Source organism: Symbiobacterium ostreiconchae (genome assembly GCF_055396975.1).
This window is the reverse complement of the sequence record NZ_AP042454.1, coordinates 502834-524840: the sequence shown is the minus strand read 5'-3', so window position 1 is coordinate 524840 and position 22007 is coordinate 502834. Positions and strand designations below refer to the sequence as shown.

Sequence of the window (22007 nt, the reverse complement as noted above, 5' to 3'; positions counted from 1 at the left end):
GACCCCAGGAAAGAAGGGGATGGGTGTTCATGGTCGAGGCGTTAGCCCGGCTCCTGGAAGAGGGCCGGTACGCACGCTGTCTGTTTGCGGCGGAGCAGATCATGGAACAGGGCGGCCTGCCGCCGGAGGAACAGGCCGGGATTCACCTGATCATGAGCCGCTGCCGGCTGGCCCTGCAGGATGCCCCCGGAGCGGTGCGGTCCGCGCTGTCTGCTGTGAAACTGGCCGAGCAGGCGAAGTCGTTCGATCTGCTGGGCCGGGCCTTGCTCACGCTCGGGGCCGCCCATGCGGCGATGCAGCAGTACGAACAGGCCGTGAGCTGTTTCCACCGGTACTTCACCTACAGGGACTGCTACCGGGAGGCGGCCCGGCTGGAGGGAGCGGCGTGGAAGTCGCTGGGCATCACCTACCAGCGGCTTCTGCAGCCGGCGCAGGCCGTGCACGCCCTGGAGGCGGCTCGGGCCTGGTTCGCCGGGCACGGGATGCTGCACGGCGTCTTCACCTGCACCCACGACCTGATCAACGTCTATCTGTACATGGCCCGGCAGGACCGCAGCCAGCGGCGCCCGGTGAGGCGGCTGCTCCTGGAGCAGCGGGCCATCGCCGCCCGGCATCCCGCCGAGCCGTACTACGCCGGCACCTACCTGCTCGACCTCGCGGCCTGGCTGCTTCGGGGCGGGTATGCCGGAAGGGCCGCAGTGGCCGCGGCGCGCGCGCTGACGGTCTACCGCGGCGATCCCGCCCACGCCTGTCACTGCTACCTGCTGCTCGCCCAGTGCAAGCAGCGGGTGGGGGAAGGGCGTCAGTCCCTCAGCTTCGTCCTGGCGGCCCTGAGCGAGGCGGTCACGGCCGGGCAGCCTGAGCTGGAGCACCTGGCTGCTGAGGCACTGGAAGAGCTGGTGGAGCGGGAAGGGGTGCAGATCCTGCGCCATCTCGACGCCGCCTACCAGGCGACCGCCCACTTCCCCGAGGAGATGCCGCCCGTTCCGCTGCTGAGACGCGACCTGCAGTAGCGCCCTTGCGACAGCCCCGTGCCCCGGGGCTGTTTCCTTTCCGCGCCTGTCGGGGAAGACTAGGGCCAAATCGGGGAGAGAGGCGGTGAAAGGATGACCTTGTGGTTGGAACGCCTCTTCCGGAAGGGCGAATACCGACGCTGTCTGGCCTACGGGCGCCGGCTGCTGAAGGCCGGCGGGCTCACCCCCGGCCAGCGGCTGCGGGTGCTGCTGCTGGTGCAGCGCTGCAGGCGGGCTACCGGCGCCGTGATGCGGCAGTGCTGCAGCGGCCGGCTGCGGCTGATCAGCGCCGGCATGCTGCGGGCGGCCGGCCGTCCCCAGCAGGCGGCGGATGAGGCTTTTCGGGCGCTCCAGTGCGCGGCCCCCCTGAGCCCCCTGCAGGTGCGGGCGCAGCTCTTCCTGAGCCGGGTGGCGGGCGCGACCGGCCGCCTGGTGGAGGCCCTTGGCTTTGCCCTGGCCGCCCGGACGGCTGCGGCAGCCGGCGGGCACTCCCGACTGGAGCGCAGGGCATCCGACCTGCTCGCCCTGCATCTCCGGGCCGGCGGCTGGACCGCGGTCAGCGAGCTGGCCAGCGCCCTGGCCGCGCACGGGGTCGATGTCTACGAGTACCTGGACCTTGCGGAAATGATCTCCCCAGCCGGGGAATGAAGAAGAGGCGTTCTGAAGGGGAACGGCGGGGCGCTGGAGAAACCTACCTGCAAGTTCTGTGCGGCAGGAGGGGTGGCCATGCGGTCCCGCCTCTTTGCACCGGGCCGGCGGCTGGTGGCCGAGGTGGTCTCGGTCTACCAGGGCCGCGCCATCCTCGCCTTTGGCGGCGGGGTGCGGCTGGAGGTCTCGGCGCACGCGCCGCTCCGGGAAGGCGAGCGGGTGGTTCTCCGGGTGGAGCGCGGCGGGGACGGCACCGTGGTGCTCCGCCTGGCGGGGGATGAGCCCGGGCTCGACCGCCTGATGTAGGGGAAAGGGGGTGCTCGGCGTGATTCTGGGCACCGGCGTCGACATCGTGGCGGTGGAACGGCTGGCCCGCGCCGTCGACCGCCACGGGGAGCGGCTTCTCACACGGCTCTTCACCCCGGCGGAGATCGCCTACTGCGAGTCCAGCGAACCTCACCGGGCTGCGCGGTATGCGGCCCGGTTCGCCGCGAAGGAGGCGCTGCTGAAGGCCCTGGGCATCGGGCTGCGTCAGGTGCGCTGGACCGACGCGGAGGTCGTCCGCGACGACCTCGGCCGGCCGTCGCTGCGCCTTTCCCATCGACTCGCCGAGATCGCCGCTGAGCGGGGTGCAACTCGGATTCACCTTTCGCTGTCACATACACAGGAGTACGCCGTTGCACAGGTGGTGATCGAAGGATGAAGGTGGTTTCGGGCGAGCAGATGCGGGCGATCGAGGCGCGCCTCTTCGATCAGTACGGCTTCACCTCCTCGGTCCTGATGGAACTGGCGGGGCGGCAGGTGGCCCTGATCGCCCGGCGGATGATGCAAGGGCGGTCAGGGCCCATCGTCGTGGTCTGCGGCAAGGGGAACAACGGCGGCGACGGCCTGGTGGCCGCCCGGTGGCTGCGCCACTGGGGCTTCCAGGTCTCGGCGGTGGTGTGGGCTTCCCTGGACGACCTGCCGGCCGACGCCGCGGCGGCGCTGTACTCCGCCCGCATGGCCGGGGTGCCCATCCTGATGCCGGCCCAGGCGTACGAGGCGCTGCAGGGCGCCGACCTGATCATCGACGCTGTGCTCGGCACCGGAGCGGTCGGCTCGGCGCGGGGCCAGGCCGCCGAGGCGATCAAGCTGATCAACGCCGCGAACCGGATGGTGCTCGCGGTGGACATCCCCTCCGGCATCGGCACCAACACCGGACGGGTGGACGGGCCGGCCGTCCGGGCCGATGTCACGGTCACCTTCGGCCTGCCCAAGCTGGGGCTCTTCCTCTTCCCGGGGGCAGACCTGGTCGGCCGGATCGTGGTGGTGGACATCGGACTGGACGAGAAGGCGATCGAGGCCGAGAACATCCAGGTGGAGCTGACCCGCCCGGCGATGGCGAAGAGCTGGCTGCCCGCCTACAGCCGCGACGCGCACAAGGGCACCCGCGGCCGGGTGTACGTGGCGGCGGGCTCCCACGGCATGGCGGGGGCCGGCGCCCTCGCGGCCATGGGCGCGCTGCGCATCGGCGCGGGGCTGGTCACCGTCGCGGCCCCGGAGCGGTCGCAGCCGGTCCTCGCGGCGATGCGGCCCGAGTGCATGACCCTGGCCCTGCCCGAGTCGCCGGCAGGCGGCTTCCTGGCCGACGCCGCCGAGCTGTTTCTGCAGCGGGCGGCCCGTGCCGACGCCCTGGCCGTGGGGCCGGGCCTCGGGACCGACGCCGACGCGCAGCTCTTCACCCGCCGGGTGGTGGCCGGCGCCACGGCGCCGCTGGTCCTGGACGCGGACGCCATCAAGGCGTTTGCCGGCCGGCCCGAACTCCTGGCCGAGTGCCCGATGCCGCTGGTGATCACCCCCCATCCGGGGGAGATGGCCCACCTGCTGGGCGTCTCAGTGGAGTCCGTGCAGGCGGACCGGTTCGCCGCGGTCCGCCGTGCGGCTTCCGTGACCAAGGCCGTGGTGCTGCTGAAGGGGGCCTACACGCTGATCGCCGAGCCCGGAGGGCAGGTCTTCATCAACCCCACCGGCAGCCGGATCCTGGGCACGGCCGGGTCGGGCGATGTGCTGACCGGCATCATCGCCGGGCTGATGGCGCAGGGGCTGGGCGCGCCGGAGGCCGCGGCGGCGGGCGCCTTCCTGCACGGCCTGGCCGGCGACCGGCTGGCGCAGCGGATGGGGCAAGACGGGGTGCTTGCCGGCGAGATCGCGGCGGAGCTGCCCGCCGCGCAGCAGTCCCTCCGGGAAGGGCTGCCCGACCTGATCGAGGAGTTCGTGGGATAGGAAACGCCACGTGGGGGAGGAGCCACGATGGATCTGGATCGCATGCGCCCGACCTGGGCGGAGATCGATCTGCAAGCAGTTCAGGCCAACATCGCAGCACTGAAGAAGATCATCCGGGCTCCTCGACTGCTGGCGGTGGTCAAGGCCAACGCGTACGGGCACGGCGCGGTGCCCGTGGCCACCGCGGCCATCGAGGCGGGGGCCGACTGGCTGGGCGTGGCCTCTGTGGAGGAAGGGGTCACCCTGCGCCGGCACGGCATCACCGCGCCGATCCTCGTGCTGGGCTACGTGTCCCCCGGCCAGGCGGAGACCGTGCTGACGGAGGGGCTCCGGGTCGCCCTGTTCGACGGCGAGCTCGGCCTGGCCCTGAACCGCGCGGGAGAGCGGCTGCGCCGCAGGGCGCGCGTCCACCTGAAGGTCGATACCGGCATGGGCCGCATCGGCCTCCAGCCGGACCAGGTGGCCGCCATCGGCCGCCAACTGGCCGGGCTCAGCCACGTCGAGGTGGAAGGGGTCTTCACCCACCTGGCGACGGCGGACGAGCCGGAAAACCCGTATACCCGTCTGCAGCTGGAGCGGTACGAGGCGGCGCTGGCCGAGCTGGAGGCCGCGGGGGTGCGCCCGCGGATCCGGCACGTGACCAACAGCGCGGCGCTCATGCTCCACCCGGAGGCGCACTACGACATGGTGCGCACCGGCATCGCCGTGGTGGGGCTGCCGCCGGCGCCGGGCGTGGCGTGGCCCGTCAACCTCACGCCCGCCCTCACCTGGAAGACCCGGGTGGGCATGGTGAAGTGGCTGGAGGCCGGCCAGTCGATCTCCTACGGCTGCACCTACACCACCTCCCGCCGTGAGCAGATCGCCACGCTGCCCGTGGGATATGCCGACGGCTACCCCCGCAAGCTCTCCAACCGGGCCGAGGTGCTGATCCACGGCCGCCGGTGCCCGGTGGTGGGCGTGGTGACCATGGACCAGATGATGGTCCGCGTCCCCGACGACGTGCCGGTGCAGGTGGGCGACGAGGTGGTTCTGATCGGCCGCCAGGGCGGGGAGGAGATCACCGCGACCGAACTCGCCGGCCTGGCCGACACCATCAACTACGAGATTGTCTGCGGCATCTCCCGGCGGGTGCCCCGCTTCTACCCGCCGGAGAACCTCTGAACCTGTGCGCCGTTGCGATGACCTTTCTCCGGGGCCGCGTATAGACTGGAACCAGGGCAGTATCCGGAGGAGGTGCTCCATGGCCGCTATGCGACGCATTCGGGTCACCCTGCCTGCATCGCTCCTGGAGCAGGTGGACGGCCTCGCGGCCCTGGAGCGGACCAGCCGGGACGCCCTGATCCACGAGGCCGTGCGAATCTATGTGGAAGAAAGGAAGAAACGGGACATGCGGGAGCAGATGAGGCGGGGCTACCTGGAGATGTCCCGCATCAACCTGACTCTTGCGGAGGAAGGGCCGATCTTCGAGCAGATCGGCAGTTTGCCCTGAGCGGTCCCGGGCGTATGAGCAAGCCACTTCAGATTCGTCGGGGCGACGTCTTCTACGCGGACCTGAGCCCGGTCATCGGGTCGGAGCAGGGAGGCGTGCGGCCCGTTCTGATCCTGCAGAATGATGTCGGCAATAAGTACAGTCCGACCGTCATCGTCTCGGCCATCACCAGCCAGATCGAGAAGGCCAAGCTGCCGATTCATGTCGAACTGGACGGGGAAACCTATGGGCTCGAGCGGGATTCTGTCATCCTGCTCGAGCAGGTCCGCACCATCGACAAGCGGCGGCTGCGCGAGCGGGTGACCCACCTGGGCGGCGACATCATGCGCCAGGTGGACGATGCCCTGATGATCAGCCTCGGACTGAAGGAGTTTTGATGCGCCGCCGGGGCACCTCCGCGGCGAACCCGGGAGTCCAAAGAGTGTGGACCCCCGGGTTCACGCACATAACGAGGCGGTGAGCATCAGGGAGGAGACCGGACGCATGAGGCCGTTGATCGGCGTGACCGCATGCAACCGCGAGCGCGAGGAACCGGGGCGCGACTGGCTTTACACGCCCCACGACTACTTCCGGGCCATCTGGCGGGCCGGCGGGCTGCCGGTGATGCTGCCCGTCGCCGCGGGGGAAGAGGAGGCGTCGCAGGTGCTGGAGCGGCTGGACGGCCTGCTGCTCTCCGGCGGCGAGGACCTGGATCCGCTGCTGTACGGCGAGCTGCCGCTGCCCGCCACCGGCCGCATCGACCCCGACCGCGACGCGGCGGAGCTGGCCTATGCCCGCGTGGCGGTGGACCGGGACATGCCCGTCCTGGGGATCTGCCGGGGCCACCAGGTGCTGGCGGTGGCCTTCGGCGGCGCGCTCTGGCAGGATATCCCGTCGCAGGTCGAGGGCGCCATCAAGCACCGGCAGGAGGCGCCCGCCGGATACCCCACCCATCCGGTGACCATCGCGCCCGGCACGCGGCTCGCCGCGCTGCTGGGCGCCGAGCGGCGGGTCAACAGCCGGCACCATCAGGCGGTGAAGCGGGTGCCCGACGGGTGGGTGGCCAGCGCGCACGCGCCCGACGGCGTGATCGAGGCGATGGAACACCCGGGCCGGCGCTTCGTCCTCTCGGTGCAGTGGCACCCCGAAAACTTCGAGGGGCGGTCGTACAATTTCGCCCCCCTGTTCGCCGCGTTTGTCGACGCGGCGCGCCATCGTTCTTGACAACGAAGCGCGCGGCCGCGACAAGGGGTCGTCAATACGCGCCAACAACTGGTCGTCATAACGCGGCGCCTCCGGCGGAAACATAAGACCGTCAGGAGGTGAGAACGCAATGGCGAACAACAACAGCAACGAGATCCTCGTTTCCTCGGCTCGCAACGCCCTGGAGCAGCTGAAGTTCGAGACGGCCGCTGAGCTCGGCATCCCGAACTATGCCCAGCAGTACAAGGGCGACCTGCCCAGCCGTGTGAACGGCTCCGTCGGCGGGTACATGGTGAAGAAGATGATCGCCCTGGCCGAGCAGCAGCTGAACGGCGGTACCACGCGGTAACCGGCGCTCAGGCTGGCCGGCTCCTCCGGGAGGCGCGGGAAGGGGGCTTCGGCCCCCTTCCCGGCTTTTCTTGACGGGCCAACCGCCGATTGGTAAACTCTTCTCGCCTGCGGCGTCCGGCGGGGTGATCACTGTGGCCGGCCTCACCGCCGCGGGCTGACCGGGCTGGCTGAGCCCCGGGAGGGATGAACGATGAAGCTGATGGAGCAGGAGTTTGCCGAGATCCGCGGCCGGCTCTACCCGCTCATGATGGATCCGGTGCAGATCCAGGCGAAGGGCGGGGGGCAGATGGTGAACGGCCAGATCGCCGAAGGGCTGCACGTGATCTACGGCATCGAGGAGCCGGGCGACAAGATCCGCTATGTCACCTACCAGGACCTGCGCGACTGGGGGGTGAGCCACACCACCGTCCATATCACGGCGCTCCAGAACCTGAAGCGGCTGACCGAGGGGAAGCGGGTGACCAAGCTCGACTCCCCCGAAGGCGGCCGGCCGATGTTCATCTGGGCCCTGCAGGACGGCTACGACGCCGCCCGCATCCTCCTCACGGAATGGCTGCACGACTTCGCGGATGCGGTGCCGGGTCAGCTGGTGATCGGCGTGCCCCACCGGAACTGGATGGTCGCGATCGGCGACGCCGACGAGGAGCTGTTCCGGGTGGTGCAGCGGCGGGTGGCCCTGGAGCACCGGGAGGCCGGGTTTCCGGTGAGCCCTTACCTGTACACCTTCGACGGCGAAAGGATCGTGCGCTATGTGCGGCAGCAGGGGTAGCGAGACGGGTTTCGTCCGGCAGCTGGCGGAGGCCATCCGCCACCACGGCGGCCCCGGTTACGACGACGCCCGGGCCGCGGCGCTCGCCCGGTCGGTCTGGGGCGAGCTGGCGCGCAGCGGGCCCGACGACTTCCCGCATATGGTGCAGGACGGCGACCTGCGCTTCGTCTGGCAGTGGGACGAGGCGCCGCCGATCATGACCGTGATGCGCTGGGACGGAGAGATGTGGCGCGATATGGAGCGGCTCGTCCTGCCCGGCGGGCCGCCTGCGCAGGAAGGTGAATGAACGTGAGCCACGATGTGATTCAGGCCCGGCTGGCCCGGGAACTGGGGCTGTCGGTCGGTCAGGTGGCGCGGTGCATCCAGCTCCTGGACGAGGGGAATACCGTGCCTTTCATCGCCCGGTACCGCAAGGAGGCCACGGGCGAGATGGACGAGAACCAGATCCGCCTCCTGCAGGAGCGGCTGGCCTACCTCAGGAACCTGGAGGCCGAGAAGGAGAAGGTCCTGCGGGTCATCGCGGAGCAGGGCAAGCTGACGTCCGAGCTGGAGCAGGCCATCCGGCAGGCGGAGAAGCTGCAGGAGGTGGAGGACCTCTACCGCCCCTACCGGCCCAAGCGGCGGACCCGGGCCATGATCGCCCGGGAGCGGGGGTTGGAGCCGCTGGCGCAGCGGATGCTCGCCCAGGCGGAGTCCAGCGGCTCGCCCGAGGAGATGGCCGCTGCCTTCGTCAACCCGGAACGGCAGGTGGAGTCGGCGGAGGACGCCCTGGCCGGCGCCCGCGACATCGTGGCCGAGATCGTGTCGGATGACGCGGCGGTGCGGAAGCGGGTCCGCGAGCTCACCTTCGCCCGCGGCGTGATCCGGTCCGCGGCCAGCGACAAGGGCGACCCCGAGAAGGCCCGGGAGTTCGAGATGTACTTCGACTTCCAGGAGCCGGTGCGCACCCTGCCGCCCCACCGCATCCTGGCCCTCAACCGGGGCGAGCGGCTGGAGTGCTTGAAGGTGACGCTGGAGGCGCCGGTGGAGGAGATCATCGCCGGCATCGAGCGGCAGTACATCACCGGCCGGTCGGTCTGGGAGAATCAGCTGCGGGAGGCGATTGCCGACGCGTATCGGCGGCTCATCGCGCCTTCCATTGAAACGGAGATCCGGAACGAGCTCACCGAGAAGGCGGAGGAGCACGCCATCCGGCTCTTCGCCGTGAACCTGCGGAACCTGCTGCTCCAGCCGCCGATCAAGGGCATGACGGTCATGGGCATCGACCCCGGGTACCGCACCGGGTGCAAGCTGGCCGTGGTGGACGAGACCGGCCGGGTGCTGGAAACGGGTGTCATCTACGTGACCCTGGGCGACCGGCAGCGGCAGCAGGGCGAGGAGACGCTGGTGCGGCTGGTGGACAAGCACAAGGTGGACCTGATCGCCATCGGCAACGGCACGGCCTCCCGGGAGACCGAGCAGGTGGTGGCGAGCATCATCCCCCGCTGCAGCCACCCCACCGCCTACATGATCGTCTCCGAGGCCGGCGCTTCGGTGTACTCCGCCTCGAAGATCGCGCAGGAGGAGTTCCCCGACTTCGACGTGACGCAGCGCTCGGCGGTCTCCATCGCCAGGCGGGCGCAGGATCCGCTGGCGGAGCTGGTTAAGATCGACCCCAAGTCCATCGGCGTCGGCCTGTACCAGCACGACGTGAACCAGAAGCGGCTGGCCGAGCAGCTGGGGGCCGTGGTGGAGTCGGTGGTCAACGCCGTTGGCGTCGACCTCAACACGGCTTCGCCGTCGCTGCTGCAGTACGTGGCCGGCATCAAGGCCTCGGTCGCGAAGGCGATTGTCGAGTACCGGGAGAAACACGGCAAGTTCCGCAGCCGGCAGGAGCTGCTGAAGGTCTCGGGCCTGGGCCCGAAGGCGTTTGAGCAGTGCGCGGGCTTCCTCCGGGTGGAGGGCGGCCTGGAACCGCTGGACAACACGGCGGTGCACCCCGAGTCCTACGCCATCGCCGAGGCGATCCTGAAAGCCGTGGGGGCCACCCGGGAGCAGCTGATCGGCCGCGGGGCGGCGGGGCTCCGGGATGCCCTGAAGAAGCTCTCTCCCGAACAGGTGGCCGCCGAGCTGGGGGCCGGCGTGCCCACGGTGCGGGACATCATCGAGGCGCTCTCGAAGCCCGGCCGCGACCCCCGGGACGAGCTGCCCAAGCCCATCTTCCGCACCGACGTGCTGAAGCTGGAGGACCTGAAGGTGGGCATGGAGCTCACGGGGACGGTGCGCAACGTGGTCGACTTCGGCGCCTTCGTCGACATCGGCGTCCACGAGGACGGGCTGGTGCACATCTCCCAGCTCTCGCACAAGTACGTCAAGCACCCCTCCGAGGTGGTGGCGGTGGGCGACGTGGTGCGGGTGAAGGTCATCGAAGTGGACCTGAAGCGGCAGCGCATCGGGCTCTCCATGAAGCTGGGCGACCCCCCCGCAGGGGAGCAGCAGCGGGAGCGGGGTGGCAACCGGGATGCCGGGCGGGCCCGGGAAGCCGGCCGGAGCCGGGAGTCCGGCCGGGACAGGGAGTCCCGTCCGAGCCGGGAGGCGGGCCGCGGCCGGGCGGGCGAGCCGCGGGCGAAGCGCCAGCCCAGCCTGGAGGAGCAGGTGCGGATGCTGCAGGAGAAGTTCAAGCGGCTGTAGGCCCGATGCGGCCGGGGCCGTGCTGGTGGGGCGGGGACTCCCGCCCCTTCTGCATTGCTCTCTCATGTGGACCGGAGCTCACCGCTTCGTCTTCTCATGCATGGGCCGGGGCAGGGCGCGAACTGCGGGAGATTTGCACTTGGCGGCCGGGCGAAGTGGAGATTTGCCGCAGTTGAACGGGGCCATGGCCCTACGCCGGGTGGTTGAGGCGTGAAAGAGCCGGGTCAGGGCGCAAACTGCGGGAGATTTGCACTTGGCGGCCGGGCGAAGTGGAAATCTGCCGCAGTTGGGCGGGGCCTTGGCCCTGCGCCGGGTGGTTCAGGCGTGAAGGAGCCGGGGCAGGGTGCGAACTGCGGGAGATCTGCACTTGGCGGCCGGGCGAAGTGGAAATTTGCCGCAGTTGGGCGGGGCCACGGCCCTGCGCCATGCGGTGAAGGCGTGTGCAGCCACGCCGGCCGCAGGAACAGGCGTGCGGGCAGCGAGCACGGCGAGCGAACAGCGAGTGCTCGGGGGATGGTAAACTTCGTCCTGATAGGCTATTATTAGTACCAGGTGTTAATACAGGGAGAGGGAGAGGTGCGCCGTGGGACTGATGACGGGGAGAAAGTGCCTGGTGATGGGCGTGGCCAACAAGCGCTCCATCGCGTGGGGAATCGCCCGCGCCCTGCACCGGGAGGGGGCGGAGCTGGCGTTTACCTATGTCAACGACCGTCTGAAGGAGAACCTGGTGGAGCTTGTGCAGACCCTGGAGGGGCACGAGCAGATGCCGCTGCTGCCCTGCGACGTGATGGAGGACGGGCAGATCGAGGCGGCGTTCGCCGAGCTGGGCGAGCGCTGGGGGAAGCTGGACGTGCTGGTCCACTCCATCGCCTACGCCCGGACCGAGGACCTGCAGCGGGACTTCGTGGAGACCACCCGGGAGGGCTGGCGCATCGCCCAGGAGGTCTCAGCCTGGTCCCTGATCGCCGTCGCCCGGGCCGCCAGGCCGCTGATGGAGGCCGCCGGGGGCGGGTCAATCATGACCCTCACCTACCTGGCCGCCGAGCGGGTGGTGGACCGATACAACATCATGGCGCCGGCCAAGGCCGCCCTGGAGTGCAACGTGCGCTACCTGGCCCACGAGCTGGGGGCCAGCAACATCCGGGTGAACGCGATCTCCGCGGGCCCGCTGAAGACCCTGGCCGCCAGCGCGGTGAAGGGGCTCAGCACCATCCGGGACATCGTGGAGGAGCGGGCACCGCTCAGGCGCAACGTGACCGTGGAAGAGGTGGGCGACGTCGGCCTGTTCCTGGCCTCTCCTCTGTCGCGGTGCATCACCGGCGAGACGATCTACGCCGACAACGGCTTTCACATCATGGGGGTGTGACCGGCGGGCAGGGGCCGTCACCCCGCGGACGGGAGACCGGGACCACCGCCCCGGAGCGCGCGGCGCGCCGGGGCTTTTTGCTTGACCTGCCGGACAGAGACGCCCAGAATAGGTGTTGATCGGTCTTGGGAGGATGAACGCATGGTGCGCGTGATCAGCAGGAGCCCCGCCGAAACGCAGGCCCTGGGCCGGTGGCTGGGCGAACGGCTCAGGCCCGGCGATTTTGTCGCGCTGGTGGGCGAACTGGGCGCCGGGAAGACCGCGCTGTCCACCGGCATCCTGGCCGGCCTCGGCGTCAGCCGCACCGGCGGCAGCCCCACCTTCACCCTGCTGTGGGAGTACGAGGGGCGCTTCCCGGTCTACCACTGGGACGTCTACCGGCTGGAGGATCCGGAGGAGCTGGAGGACCTGGGCTTCGAGGAGTACTTCTTCGGCGGCCATGGCGTCAACCTCGTCGAGTGGGCCGACCGGGTGCGGCCGCTCTGGCCCGACGAGGTCCTGGAGATCGCACTGAGTTATGGGAGCGGCGAGCAGGAGCGGGTGCTGGTCCTCTCCGGCACCGGGCGCTACCGGCCGCTCCTGGAGGAGTTGGCGCATGCGGATTTTGGCGTTTGACACCGCCACCGCCGCCTGCACCGTCGCGGTCATGGCGGAGGGGCGGGTGCGTGCGGAGCTGACGCTGCAGGTGCCCCGGGCCCATTCGGTCCGGCTGATGCCGCTGATCGCCCAGGCCCTGCGGGAGGCCGGGGTGGACCGGCGGGAGCTGGATGCGATCGCCGTCGGCGTGGGCCCGGGCTCCTTCACCGGGCTGCGCATCGGCCTGGCCACGGCGAAGGGGCTGGCCTTCGCGCTGGACAGGCCCGTGGTCCCGGTCTCCACGCTGGCGGCTGCCGCCTACGGCACCGGCGCGCAGGCCGGCCTGGTGGTGCCTCTGCTGGACGCGAAGCGCGACCAGGTCTTCACGGCCGTGTACGCCGCGGGCGACCGGGATCCGGCCACCTGGGAAGAGCGGATGGGCCCGGCGAACCTGCACATCGACGAGGTGGTGGAGCGGGTCCGGGCGCTGCGGGCCGAGCTGGGGCACACCTGGCAGTTCGTCACCCTGTGCGGCGACGCGGCCGAGCAGCACGCCGCCCGGTTCGGTCTCGGTGATCCGGACCTGTCGGGCGCGGAGACCTTCGTGCGGGTGGCGCCGCCCGGGAGCCTGCTGCCCCGGGCCGCCAGTGTCGCGGCGCTGGGGCTGAGCTTCCTCTCGCGCGGGGGCGGGGTGAGCCCCGATGCGCTGTCGCCCGTTTATCTGCGGAAAAGCGAGGCAGAGAGCCTATGGGAGTCCCGGAAATTGCGATCCACCCCATGACCCCGGCCGACCTCGATCAGGTGATGGAGGTGGAGCGGCTTTCCTACCTCACCCCGTGGTCCCGGGAGGCCTTCGAGTCCGAGCTCGTGCAGCGGTACACCGTCTACCTGGTGGCGCGGGCGCAGGGCCGCGTGGTGGGCTTTGCCGGCATGCACGTGCTGTGGGAGTTCGCCCACGTCACCAACATCGCCGTCCATCCGGAGTTCCGGGGCCGGGGCATCGGCGAGCGGCTGCTCAGGGAGCTGATCCGCATCGGCGCCCGGCGCGGGGCCACGCGGATGACCCTGGAGGTGCGGGCGGGCAACGCGCCGGCCCAGGCGCTGTACCGGAAGCTGGGCTTCGTCACCGAGCCGGGGGCCGTCCGCAGGGGCTACTACACGGACACCGGGGAAGACGCCATCATCATGTGGAAGGAACCGCTGGTCGGGGAGGCGATCTGACCGTGCGGGAAGTGATCATCTACACAGACGGCGCCTGCTCCGGCAACCCCGGGCCCGGGGGCTGGGGGGCGGTGCTGCTGAGCGGCCCCCACCGCAAGGAGCTGTCCGGCTTTCACCCTCACACCACCAACAACCGCATGGAGATCCAGGCTGCCATCGAGGCCCTGCGGGCCCTGAAGTACCCCTGCCGGGTCAAGCTCTACTCGGACAGCGCCTACCTGATCAACGCCTTCCGGCAGAACTGGCTTGAGACCTGGCAGCGAAACGGCTGGGTCAACAGCAGGAAGGAGCCGGTGGAGAACCAGGATCTCTGGCAGGCGCTGCTGGAGGCCGCGCGTCCTCACCAGGTGGAGTGGCTGAAGGTGAAGGGGCACGCCGACGACGTGGAGAACAACCGCTGTGACGAACTGGCGCGCGCGGCCATTCTGGCCGGCACGCAGGGGCAGCGCCCCGGGAGGTGAAACGGGTGACGGACGGGCTGATCTTAGGCATCGAGTCCTCCTGCGATGAGACGGCCGCCGCGGTGGTCGCGGGCGGCCGCCGGGTGCTGTCCAACACCGTCGCCAGTCAGGTGGACCTGTTCAGGAAGTACGGAGGCGTCGTTCCCGAGATCGCCTCCCGCAAGCACCTGGAGCTGATCCTGCCCGTGATCCGGGAGGCGCTGGAGACCGCGGGCGTCCGGCTCGGGGACATCGACGCCATCGCCGTCACCCACGGGCCCGGCCTGGTGGGCACGCTGCTCGTGGGGCTGTCGGCGGCCAAGGCGCTGGCCTTCGGGCTGGACAAGCCCCTGATCGGCGTCAACCATCTGCAGGGGCATATCTACGCCAACTTCCTGGTGGAGCCCGAGCCGGCGTTTCCGCTGGTCTGCCTGGTGGTCTCGGGCGGCCACACCGACCTCATCTACATGGCCGGCCACGGCCAGATGGAGCTGCTGGGCCGGACCCTGGACGACGCGGCCGGGGAGGCCTTCGACAAGGTGGCCCGCTCCGTGGGGCTGGGCTACCCCGGCGGGCCGCAGGTGGAGCGGCTGGCCCGGTCCGGCGACCCGGAGGCCGTGCCGCTGCCCCGCGCCCAGACCGAGGGGCCGTACGACTTCTCCTTCTCCGGCCTGAAGACGGCGGTGCTGCAGTACGTGCAGCGCACCGGCCCGCTGAACGACCAGCAGCGGGCGGACCTGGCCGCCTCGTTCCAGCGGGCGGTCACCGCGGTGCTGGTGGACCGGACCCTGAAGGCGGCACAGGACCGGGGCGTTCGGCAGGTGATCCTGGCCGGGGGCGTGGCCGCCAACGGCGCGCTGCGGCAGGAGATGCGCGCGGCCCTGGAGCCCCGCGGCATCGCCCTGGGCTACCCGCCGCCGGCGCTCTGCACCGACAACGCCGCCATGATCGCCGCCGCCGGGTACTACCTGTGGCGCGCGGGCGTGCGCCACGACCTGGATCTGAACGCCATCCCCGGGCTGGGGCTCGGGATCGGCGGGTGAGGGGGGATGTCGCCGTGACAGAGCGCCAGGCACGGCTGACCCGGCTGCCCGACTACGGGCCGCTGAACCCGCTGCAGTACTGGTACCGGTTCCTGAACCCGCTGCGGGTCGTCTGGAACTTCATCTGCATCTACCTGGCCAAGTACGCCCCCTCGCTCACGCTGAAGTGCTGGCTCTACCGGCTGACCGGGGCGAAGATCGGGCGCAACGTGTCCATCGGCCTCGCCGTCGTGTTCGACATCTTCTACCCCCACCTGATCCGGATCGACGACAACAGCGTCATCGGCTACAACTCGGTCATCCTGTGCCACGACTTCCGGGTGAAGGAGGCCTACATCGGGCCGGTGCACATCGGGCGCGACGTGCTGGTCGGAGCCAACTGCACCATCCTGCCGGGGGTGCACATCGGCGACGGCGCGACCGTCTCCGCCATGAGCCTGGTGAACCGGGACATTCCCCCGGGAGCCATGGCGGGAGGCGTGCCGGCGAAGGTGCTCCGGGCCGCGGAGTAATCGCGGCTTCGGTCGTCCCATAGAATGACAGGACAGGTGAAAGGGTGGGTGACATGTCGGGCGTGGAGATCCTGCAGGCGATCCAGACGATCCAGTCCCCCCTGATGGACCGCGTTTTCGGGTTCATCACCAACCTGCATCACGAGACCGTCTACGTACTCATCCTGCCGCTGATCTACTGGCTGTATGACAAGCGGTTCGGCCGGTACATGTTCTCGGTGTTCGTCATCGGCTTCTGGTCCAACGGCGCGCTGAAGGGGGTCTTCCAGACGCCCCGCCCTGACCCCGGCCAGGTGCGGGTGATCCTGGCGGAGACGGGCGGCGGCTACGCCTTCCCCAGCGGCCACGCCCAGACCCCCCTGGTCTTCTGGGGGGCCATCGCCCACCATCTGCAGCGGCGGTGGTTCACCTGGTTCACCGTCGTCCTTGTCTTCCTCATCGGGTTTTCCCGGCTCTACATCGGCGTCCACTGGCCGCTGGACGTCCTGGGCGGATGGGCGATCGGCCTGGCCGTCCTCTGGCTGATGGTGCGCAGCCGCGAGTTCTGGATCGGCGCGCGGCAGGGGCTCGCCCTCCGGGTGCTGCTGTCGTTCCTGCTGCCCGGGGCAGCGCTGGGGATCCTGGCGCTCCTGGGTCCGGTGGACGAGATCGCCTGGGTCGTCGTCGGCGCCTACGGCGGGCTCTTGCTGGGTTCGGCGCTGGAGGAAGAATACGTAGGGTTCGACCCGCGCGCGGGCACGCCGCTGCAGCACCTGGTGAAGATCGTCATCGGCCTGGCGCTGGTGATGGCGGTGAAGGAGGGGCTGAAGCTGGTGCTGCCCGACACCGGCGTTGGCGACCTGGTGCGCTACTGGCTGGTGGCGCTGGCCTCGACGCTGGCGGCGCCGTGGATCTTCGCGCGGTTCATCGCCCGCCCGCCTGCGGCACAGGCGGAGAAGGCGCATCACCTGTAGAAAACGTCGTCCCACGAGGGGGAAGCCTGGGTGCTGAAGGCCCGGAAGGTGCATTTCATCGGCGTCGGTGGCTACGGCATGAGCGCGCTGGCGATGGTGCTGAGGCAGCGCGGCACGGAGGTTTCAGGCTCCGACGTGACGGCCTCTGCCCGGACGCAGCGGCTTGCCGCGGCGGGGGCGGAGGTCCACATCGGCGCCCACGACGCCGCACACATCGACGGAGCGGATGTCGTCGTCTACTCGACACAGGTTCCTGAAGACAATCCCGAACTGGCCGCCGCCCGAGCCCGGGGACTCCGGGTGCTGCACCGCTCGGAGCTGCTGGCCGAGTTCCTGGGCGGCCAGTCCATCGCGGTGGCGGGCACGCACGGCAAGACCACCACCTCGTCGATGGTGGCCTTCCTGCTGGAAAAAGCGGGCCTCGACCCCACCGTCCTGCTGGGCGGCGAGATGGAGGCCATCGGCGGCACCGGCAAGGCCGGCCGCGGCCCGTGGGTGGTGGCTGAGGCCGACGAGTCCGACCGCTCCTTCCTCCGGTACCACCCGCGGGTGGCGGTGGTGACCAACGTGGAGCCGGAGCACCTGGAGTTCTGGGAGGGGTCGTTCGAGCGCATCAAGGAGGGCTTCCGCCAGTTCCTGCGCCAGGTGCAGCCTGGCGGCCTCGCCGCGCTCTGTGCGGACGATCCGACCCTCCTCGCCATCGGGCGCGAGCTCCGGGCGCAGCCGGGGGCGCCGGAGGTCGTCTTCTACGGCACGGGTCCGGAGGCCGACTGGCGCGCGGAGAACATCCGCCCCTGGGAGAAGGGTATCGCCTACGACTGCGTCCGGGGCAGCCAGCTTCTGGGCGAGGTGCGGCTCCCGATCCCGGGGCGGCACAACGCGCTCAACTCTTTGGGCGCCCTGGCGGCCGGGGCATACGCCGGCCTCTCCTTCGCCCGGATGCAGGAGATCCTGCTGGCCTTTGGCAACGCCCGCCGCCGGTTCGAGGTGTGGGCGGAGGTGCAGGGCATCCGCGTCGTGGACGACTACGCCCACCATCCCACCGAGATCCGGGCCACCCTGGCGGCGGCCCGGGAGCAAGGGGGAGGGCGGGTCGTCGCGGTCTTCCAGCCGCAGCGCTACTCCCGTACCCACTGGCTGATGGACGAGTTCGCCACGGCGTTCCAGGATGCCGACGTCCTGGTGCTGACCAAGATCTACAGCCCGCCCGGCGAGCGGCCGATCCCCGGCGTCTCGGCCGAGGCCCTGGCTGTCCGCATCGAGGAGAACGCCGGCCGCCCGGTGGTGCTGCTGACCGAGCACGGGGAGATCCTCCGCTTCCTGCTGTCGGAGGTCCGCCCCGGGGACACGGTGCTCACCATGGGCGCCGGCGACATCTGGAAGGTCGCCCGCGAGCTGGCGGCCGCCCTGAAGGCGCGGGTGCCTACGCGTACGGCGAGTAGTGATTCGGGTCCACCAGCTCCCGGTAGCGGGCGATGACCTGCTTCATGTCGTTCCACACATCCCGCTTCTTCGAGGGATCCCGGAGCAGCGCCGCGGGGTGGTAGGTGGGCATGAAGTGGATGCCCTCCCGCTCGATCCACTGGCCGCGCATGCGGGTGATGCGCCCCTGCGGGTCGATGATCCCCTGCAGGGCCGCGGCGCCCAGGAGGACGACGATCTTCGGCCGGACGAGCCGGATCTGCGCCCGCAGGTTGGGCCAGCAGGCCTCTCGCTCGGCCGGGTCGGGCGCGCGGTTGCCGGGCGGCCGGCACTTGACGATGTTGGCGATATAGCAGTTCCGCTTCCGGTCGAAGCCGGAGACCTCCAGGATGCGGTCCAGCAGCTGGCCGGCCCGGCCGACGAAGGGGCGCCCGAGCCGGTCCTCGTCAGCCCCTGGCCCCTCGCCGATGCACATGAGCCCGGCGGGCCAGACGCCCTCGCCGAAGACCACCTGCGTGCAGCCGGCCCGGAGTCCGCAGCGGCTGCAGCCCTTCACGGCCTCTTCCAGGGCCTCCATGGTGGGGATGCGGTCGAGTTCCGTGGGTTCGCCTGTGTAGATCATCTCCGTCCACCTTCATGCGGGGGTTTGCCCGTATGTTTCGGTGGCGGGCAGGTCAATACCTCCACCGAAAAGCCCGCCGATCGGCGGTTGTCGACCGATATACGCTATGGTATAATGCTTCAAATTCCGAGCAAGAGGCTCAGTCGGAGGTCGGATCATGAACGACAAGTTCGGGCCGGAGGCTTTGACATTCGATGACGTGCTGCTGGTCCCGGCACACTCGCAGGTACTGCCACGCGACGTCGACGTCTCAACCCGGCTGACGCGTAAGATACGGCTCAACATCCCCCTGGTGTCCGCGGCCATGGACACGGTGACGGAGGCCCGCATGGCCATCGCCATGGCCCGGGAGGGCGGCATCGGCATCGTGCACAAGTCGATGTCGATCGAGCGGCAGGCCGAGGAGGTCGACAAGGTCAAGCGTTCCGAGCACGGGATCATCGTCGACCCTGTCTTCGTGCACCCCGATGACATGATCGAGGTGGCCCTGCAGCTCATGGCCCGCTACCGCATCTCCGGCACCCCGGTGGTGGAGCGGGGCACGCACAGGCTGGTGGGCATCCTCACCAACCGCGACCTGCGGTTTGAGGACAACTGGGACCAGCCCGTCGCCAACGTAATGACCCGGGAGAACCTGATCACCGCGCCGGTGGGCACCACCCTGGAGGAGGCCAAGGATATCCTGCGCCACGCCAAGGTGGAGAAGCTGCCGCTGGTGGACGAGCATGGGGTGCTGAAGGGGCTCATCACCATCAAGGACATTGAGAAGGCCAAGAAGTACCCCAACTCGGCCAAGGACGAGCGCGGCCGGCTCTTGTGCGGCGCGGCGGTGGGCGTGTCGGACGACCTGCTGGAGCGGGCCGGCGCCCTGGCCGACGCGGGCGTGGACGTCCTGGTGCTGGACTCGGCCCACGGCCACTCCAAGGGCATCATCGAGGCGCTGAAGAAGCTGAAGGCCAACTTCCCGAACGTGCAGGTGATCGCCGGCAACGTGGCCACCTATGAGGGCACCCGCGACCTGATCGAAGCGGGGGCCGACGCGGTGAAGGTAGGCATCGGGCCGGGCTCGATCTGCACCACCCGGGTGGTGGCCGGCATCGGCGTCCCGCAGGTCACGGCGATCTACGAATCGGCCCGGGCCGCGGACGAGTACGGCGTGCCCATCATCGCCGACGGCGGCATCAAGTTCTCGGGCGACATCACCAAGGCCATCGCGGCCGGCGCGTCGGCGGTCATGATCGGCTCGCTGTTCGCCGGCACCGACGAGTCGCCGGGCGAGATGGAGATCTACCAGGGCCGCTCCTTCAAGGTCTACCGCGGCATGGGCTCCCTGGGCGCCATGAAGGAGGGCTCGGGCGACCGGTACTTCCAGCAGGATGCGCCCAAGCTCGTGCCGGAGGGCATCGAGGGCCGGGTGCCGTACCGCGGGCCGCTGGCGGAGATGGTGTTCCAGCTGGTGGGCGGGCTCCGGGCCGGCATGGGCTACTGCGGCACCCCCACCATCGAGGACCTGCGCAAGAACGGCAAGTTCTGCCGCATCACCGCCGCAGGCCTGCGGGAGAGCCACCCGCACGACGTGATGATCACGAAGGAAGCCCCCAACTACAGCGTTTCGTAGAGGAGAGGCGTGGCCCGGGCACAGGTGCCCGGGCCCTATACTTGGGAAATGCGGGGGCGTTGTGGACGAGGGTCCAGCTTTCTGCTAAAGTGACTACGTATGACCTGCTGAGGGCTGAGTCAGCGCATACTAGAATGCAACGCGCATTGTACGAGGGGAGACCGCTATTGGCAGCGAAGTTCGTCGTCCGCGGCGGCAACCGGCTCTCCGGCACTGTCACCATCGGCGGTGCCAAGAACAGCGCCCTGCCCATCGTCACGGCTGCCGCCCTGGCCGCCGAGGGCGAGTCCATCCTGGAGAACGTACCTGATAACTCTGATATACAACATCTCTGTGAGATCCTGCGTGCGCTGGGGTGCCGCGTGGAGCGGGTGGCGGAGACCACCCTGCGCATCCAGGCCCACCAGCTGGAGAACCACGTCGCGCCTTACCACCTGGCCCGCCGGCTCAGGGGCTCCACCTACGTGATGGGGCTCCTGCTCGCGCGCCTGGGCAGGGGCGAGGTCGCCTGCCCGGGAGGGTGCGAGATCGGGGCGCGCCCGGTTGACTTTCACCTGAAGGGCTTCCGGGCCCTCGGCGCCGAGGTGGTGGTGGAACACGGGGCGATGGTCAGCCAGAAGGTGAACCTGCAGGGGAACCGCTTCTACGTGGACCGGGCCAGCTTCGGCACGACCGTGAACATGATGATCACGGCGGCGCTGACCCCCGGCGTCACGGTGTTGGAGAACGCCGCCTGCGAGCCCGAGATCGTGGACCTGGCCAACTTCATCAACGCCATGGGCGGCCGGGTGCGGGGAGCGGGCACCAACACGGTGCGCATTGAAGGGGTGGACCGGCTGCGCGGGGCGCGCCATGAGATCATCCCCGACCGCATCGAAGCGGGCACGTACATGCTGATGACCGCCGCCGCCGGCGGCGAGGTCTGGGTGGAGAACGTCATCCCCGAGCACCTGGGCACGGTCATCGCCAAGCTGGTCGAGGCCGGGCAGGAGGTGGAGGAGCACGGCGACGCCGTTCGGGTGCGGGCCCGCCCCATCCGCGCAGTGGATGTGGAAACCCAGGTTTACCCGGGGTTTCCCACCGACCTGCAGTCGCCCTGGGTCGCGCTGATGGGCCTGGCGGACGGCATCGCGGTGGTGCACGAGACGATCTTCGAGAACCGGTTCGGCTTCACCAACGAGCTGATCCGCATGGGCGCGAAGATCAAGGTGGACCGCAACACCGGCATCATCCGGGGCGTCCCCCGGTACACCGGCGCGCCGGTGGAGGCCCGGGACATCCGGGGCGGCGCCGCGCTGGTCACCGCGGCCCTGGCGGCGGAGGGTGTCACCGAGGTGTCCGGGGTGCGGTACATCGACCGGGGCTACGCCCGCATGGAGGAGAAGCTGGCCGCGCTCGGCGCCGACATCCGGCGGGTGGACGACGGCAACGGCGAATAGTCTCGGCGAGCGATGAGTTGCGGGCCGGTGGCCGGTTGTTGCGGTGTGCCGTGAGCCGTGAGCATGGGCGGCTGTGGGCGATGCGCCTTGAGCCGTGAGCGGTTGGCTGTGAGCGATGTGCCGTGAGCCGTGAGCATGGGCGGCTGTGGGCGATGCACCTTGAGCCGTGAGCGGGTGGCTGTGAGCGATGTGCCGTGAGCGGTGAGCATGGGCGGCTGTGGGCGATGCGCCTTGAGCCGTGAGCGGTTGGCTGTGAGCGATGTGCCGTGAGCCATGAGCATGGGCGGTTGTGGGCGATGCGCCTTGAGCCGTGAGCGGTTCGCTGTGAGCGATGTGCTGTGAGCCGTGAGCATGGGCGGTTATGATCGATGCCCCTTGAGCCGTGAGCGGTTGGCTGTGAGCGATGTGCTG

The 22007-nt window shown here is 69.8% G+C and carries 25 protein-coding genes; 24 read left to right on the top strand and 1 reads right to left on the bottom strand.

Going from position 1 to position 22007, the window contains the following annotated elements; translation table 11 throughout:
- Positions 1–29: 29 nt before the first annotated feature.
- The 22 genes from ACZ5UM_RS02435 to murC all read left to right on the top strand — a co-directional run bounded on the left by ACZ5UM_RS02435 (position 30) and on the right by murC (position 17974).
- The gene (locus ACZ5UM_RS02435; RefSeq protein WP_464846788.1) at positions 30–1013 is read left to right on the top strand and encodes a hypothetical protein; all 984 of its coding nucleotides are present in this window, start codon (positions 30–32) and stop codon (positions 1011–1013) included.
- 93 nt (positions 1014–1106) lie between these two features.
- Positions 1107–1661, top strand: a complete 555-nt coding sequence (locus ACZ5UM_RS02430; RefSeq protein ID WP_464846787.1) for a hypothetical protein — start codon at positions 1107–1109, stop codon at positions 1659–1661.
- 78 nt (positions 1662–1739) lie between these two features.
- Positions 1740–1967: a hypothetical protein gene (locus ACZ5UM_RS02425; protein ID WP_464846786.1), complete on the top strand. Its 228-nt coding sequence runs from the start codon at positions 1740–1742 to the stop codon at positions 1965–1967.
- Between the two features lie 10 nt (positions 1968–1977).
- Entirely contained in the window at positions 1978–2364 is a 387-nt protein-coding gene (locus ACZ5UM_RS02420) for a holo-ACP synthase (RefSeq protein WP_464846785.1), read from the top strand.
- Positions 2361–3923 carry an NAD(P)H-hydrate dehydratase gene (locus tag ACZ5UM_RS02415; protein WP_464846784.1) on the top strand — a complete coding sequence of 521 codons (1563 nt, stop codon included), beginning with the start codon at positions 2361–2363 and terminating at the stop codon, positions 3921–3923. The genes ACZ5UM_RS02420 and ACZ5UM_RS02415 overlap by 4 nt, the downstream gene beginning before the upstream one ends.
- A 27-nt stretch (positions 3924–3950) precedes the next feature.
- On the top strand, positions 3951–5084 hold the full coding sequence (gene alr, locus ACZ5UM_RS02410; protein ID WP_464846783.1) for an alanine racemase: 1134 nt from the start codon (positions 3951–3953) through the stop codon (positions 5082–5084).
- 79 nt (positions 5085–5163) lie between these two features.
- Positions 5164–5412: a CopG family ribbon-helix-helix protein gene (locus tag ACZ5UM_RS02405; RefSeq protein ID WP_464846782.1), complete on the top strand. Its 249-nt coding sequence runs from the start codon at positions 5164–5166 to the stop codon at positions 5410–5412.
- Between the two features lie 14 nt (positions 5413–5426).
- The gene (locus tag ACZ5UM_RS02400; RefSeq protein ID WP_464846781.1) at positions 5427–5789 is read left to right on the top strand and encodes a type II toxin-antitoxin system PemK/MazF family toxin; all 363 of its coding nucleotides are present in this window, start codon (positions 5427–5429) and stop codon (positions 5787–5789) included.
- Positions 5790–5895: 106 nt separating this feature from the next.
- Entirely contained in the window at positions 5896–6615 is a 720-nt protein-coding gene (locus tag ACZ5UM_RS02395) for a gamma-glutamyl-gamma-aminobutyrate hydrolase family protein (RefSeq protein WP_464846780.1), read from the top strand.
- A 109-nt stretch (positions 6616–6724) separates the two neighbouring features.
- A complete protein-coding gene (locus ACZ5UM_RS02390; RefSeq protein ID WP_464846779.1) occupies positions 6725–6943 on the top strand; it encodes a small, acid-soluble spore protein, alpha/beta type in 219 nt (72 codons plus the stop codon).
- 192 nt (positions 6944–7135) lie between these two features.
- A complete protein-coding gene (locus ACZ5UM_RS02385) occupies positions 7136–7714 on the top strand; it encodes a DUF1444 family protein (protein ID WP_464846778.1) in 579 nt (192 codons plus the stop codon).
- Positions 7695–8000, top strand: a complete 306-nt coding sequence (locus ACZ5UM_RS02380; protein ID WP_464846777.1) for a hypothetical protein — start codon at positions 7695–7697, stop codon at positions 7998–8000. The genes ACZ5UM_RS02385 and ACZ5UM_RS02380 overlap by 20 nt, the downstream gene beginning before the upstream one ends.
- A 2-nt stretch (positions 8001–8002) precedes the next feature.
- Entirely contained in the window at positions 8003–10384 is a 2382-nt protein-coding gene (locus tag ACZ5UM_RS02375; RefSeq protein WP_464846776.1) for a Tex family protein, read from the top strand.
- A 592-nt stretch (positions 10385–10976) separates the two neighbouring features.
- Positions 10977–11750: an enoyl-ACP reductase FabI gene (locus ACZ5UM_RS02370; RefSeq protein ID WP_464848258.1), complete on the top strand. Its 774-nt coding sequence runs from the start codon at positions 10977–10979 to the stop codon at positions 11748–11750.
- Between the two features lie 141 nt (positions 11751–11891).
- Positions 11892–12365, top strand: coding sequence for a tRNA (adenosine(37)-N6)-threonylcarbamoyltransferase complex ATPase subunit type 1 TsaE (gene tsaE / locus ACZ5UM_RS02365; RefSeq protein WP_464846775.1), 474 nt, complete (start codon positions 11892–11894; stop codon positions 12363–12365).
- Positions 12346–13107, top strand: a complete 762-nt coding sequence (gene tsaB, locus ACZ5UM_RS02360) for a tRNA (adenosine(37)-N6)-threonylcarbamoyltransferase complex dimerization subunit type 1 TsaB (protein ID WP_464846774.1) — start codon at positions 12346–12348, stop codon at positions 13105–13107. Before tsaE ends, tsaB begins: the two co-directional genes overlap by 20 nt.
- Complete coding sequence (gene rimI, locus ACZ5UM_RS02355; RefSeq protein WP_464846773.1) at positions 13074–13547, top strand: ribosomal protein S18-alanine N-acetyltransferase; 474 nt, start codon at positions 13074–13076, stop codon at positions 13545–13547. The genes tsaB and rimI overlap by 34 nt, the downstream gene beginning before the upstream one ends.
- A 2-nt stretch (positions 13548–13549) precedes the next feature.
- Positions 13550–14008, top strand: a complete 459-nt coding sequence (gene rnhA, locus ACZ5UM_RS02350; RefSeq protein ID WP_464846772.1) for a ribonuclease HI — start codon at positions 13550–13552, stop codon at positions 14006–14008.
- Positions 14009–14013: 5 nt separating this feature from the next.
- A complete protein-coding gene (tsaD, locus tag ACZ5UM_RS02345; protein WP_464846771.1) occupies positions 14014–15030 on the top strand; it encodes a tRNA (adenosine(37)-N6)-threonylcarbamoyltransferase complex transferase subunit TsaD in 1017 nt (338 codons plus the stop codon).
- Between the two features lie 14 nt (positions 15031–15044).
- Positions 15045–15542, top strand: coding sequence for an acyltransferase (locus ACZ5UM_RS02340; RefSeq protein ID WP_464846770.1), 498 nt, complete (start codon positions 15045–15047; stop codon positions 15540–15542).
- A gap of 53 nt (positions 15543–15595) precedes the next feature.
- Complete coding sequence (locus tag ACZ5UM_RS02335) at positions 15596–16495, top strand: phosphatase PAP2 family protein (RefSeq protein ID WP_464848257.1); 900 nt, start codon at positions 15596–15598, stop codon at positions 16493–16495.
- Between the two features lie 30 nt (positions 16496–16525).
- Complete coding sequence (murC, locus tag ACZ5UM_RS02330) at positions 16526–17974, top strand: UDP-N-acetylmuramate--L-alanine ligase (RefSeq protein ID WP_464846769.1); 1449 nt, start codon at positions 16526–16528, stop codon at positions 17972–17974.
- Here murC and ACZ5UM_RS02325 read toward each other — a convergent pair.
- A complete protein-coding gene (locus tag ACZ5UM_RS02325) occupies positions 17919–18539 on the bottom strand; it encodes a uracil-DNA glycosylase (protein WP_464846768.1) in 621 nt (206 codons plus the stop codon). The genes murC and ACZ5UM_RS02325 overlap by 56 nt on opposite strands.
- A gap of 157 nt (positions 18540–18696) precedes the next feature.
- Between ACZ5UM_RS02325 and guaB the strand changes: the two genes are divergently transcribed.
- Positions 18697–20157, top strand: a complete 1461-nt coding sequence (gene guaB / locus ACZ5UM_RS02320; RefSeq protein WP_464846767.1) for an IMP dehydrogenase — start codon at positions 18697–18699, stop codon at positions 20155–20157.
- A 167-nt stretch (positions 20158–20324) separates the two neighbouring features.
- Positions 20325–21596: a UDP-N-acetylglucosamine 1-carboxyvinyltransferase gene (gene murA / locus ACZ5UM_RS02315; protein WP_464846766.1), complete on the top strand. Its 1272-nt coding sequence runs from the start codon at positions 20325–20327 to the stop codon at positions 21594–21596.
- The last annotated feature ends 411 nt before the right edge of the window (positions 21597–22007 follow it).

Bases quoted from the DNA above. Each gene is read 5' to 3' on its own strand.
- ACZ5UM_RS02385 (WP_464846778.1), top strand. From the start codon at position 7,136: ATGAAGCTGATGGAGCAGGAGTTTGCCGAGATCCGCGGCCGGCTCTAC.
- ACZ5UM_RS02425 (WP_464846786.1), top strand. From the start codon at position 1,740: ATGCGGTCCCGCCTCTTTGCACCGGGCCGGCGGCTGGTGGCCGAGGTG.
- ACZ5UM_RS02395 (WP_464846780.1), top strand. From the start codon at position 5,896: ATGAGGCCGTTGATCGGCGTGACCGCATGCAACCGCGAGCGCGAGGAA.
- ACZ5UM_RS02415 (WP_464846784.1), top strand. From the start codon at position 2,361: ATGAAGGTGGTTTCGGGCGAGCAGATGCGGGCGATCGAGGCGCGCCTC.
- tsaB (WP_464846774.1), top strand. From the start codon at position 12,346: ATGCGGATTTTGGCGTTTGACACCGCCACCGCCGCCTGCACCGTCGCG.
- rimI (WP_464846773.1), top strand. From the start codon at position 13,074: ATGGGAGTCCCGGAAATTGCGATCCACCCCATGACCCCGGCCGACCTC.
- alr (WP_464846783.1), top strand. From the start codon at position 3,951: ATGGATCTGGATCGCATGCGCCCGACCTGGGCGGAGATCGATCTGCAA.
- ACZ5UM_RS02400 (WP_464846781.1), top strand. From the start codon at position 5,427: ATGAGCAAGCCACTTCAGATTCGTCGGGGCGACGTCTTCTACGCGGAC.
- ACZ5UM_RS02390 (WP_464846779.1), top strand. From the start codon at position 6,725: ATGGCGAACAACAACAGCAACGAGATCCTCGTTTCCTCGGCTCGCAAC.
- tsaE (WP_464846775.1), top strand. From the start codon at position 11,892: ATGGTGCGCGTGATCAGCAGGAGCCCCGCCGAAACGCAGGCCCTGGGC.
- ACZ5UM_RS02435 (WP_464846788.1), top strand. From the start codon at position 30: ATGGTCGAGGCGTTAGCCCGGCTCCTGGAAGAGGGCCGGTACGCACGC.
- ACZ5UM_RS02380 (WP_464846777.1), top strand. From the start codon at position 7,695: ATGTGCGGCAGCAGGGGTAGCGAGACGGGTTTCGTCCGGCAGCTGGCG.
- guaB (WP_464846767.1), top strand. From the start codon at position 18,697: ATGAACGACAAGTTCGGGCCGGAGGCTTTGACATTCGATGACGTGCTG.
- ACZ5UM_RS02325 (WP_464846768.1), bottom strand. From the start codon at position 18,539: ATGATCTACACAGGCGAACCCACGGAACTCGACCGCATCCCCACCATG.
- ACZ5UM_RS02370 (WP_464848258.1), top strand. From the start codon at position 10,977: ATGACGGGGAGAAAGTGCCTGGTGATGGGCGTGGCCAACAAGCGCTCC.
- ACZ5UM_RS02405 (WP_464846782.1), top strand. From the start codon at position 5,164: ATGGCCGCTATGCGACGCATTCGGGTCACCCTGCCTGCATCGCTCCTG.
- ACZ5UM_RS02335 (WP_464848257.1), top strand. From the start codon at position 15,596: ATGTCGGGCGTGGAGATCCTGCAGGCGATCCAGACGATCCAGTCCCCC.
- ACZ5UM_RS02430 (WP_464846787.1), top strand. From the start codon at position 1,107: ATGACCTTGTGGTTGGAACGCCTCTTCCGGAAGGGCGAATACCGACGC.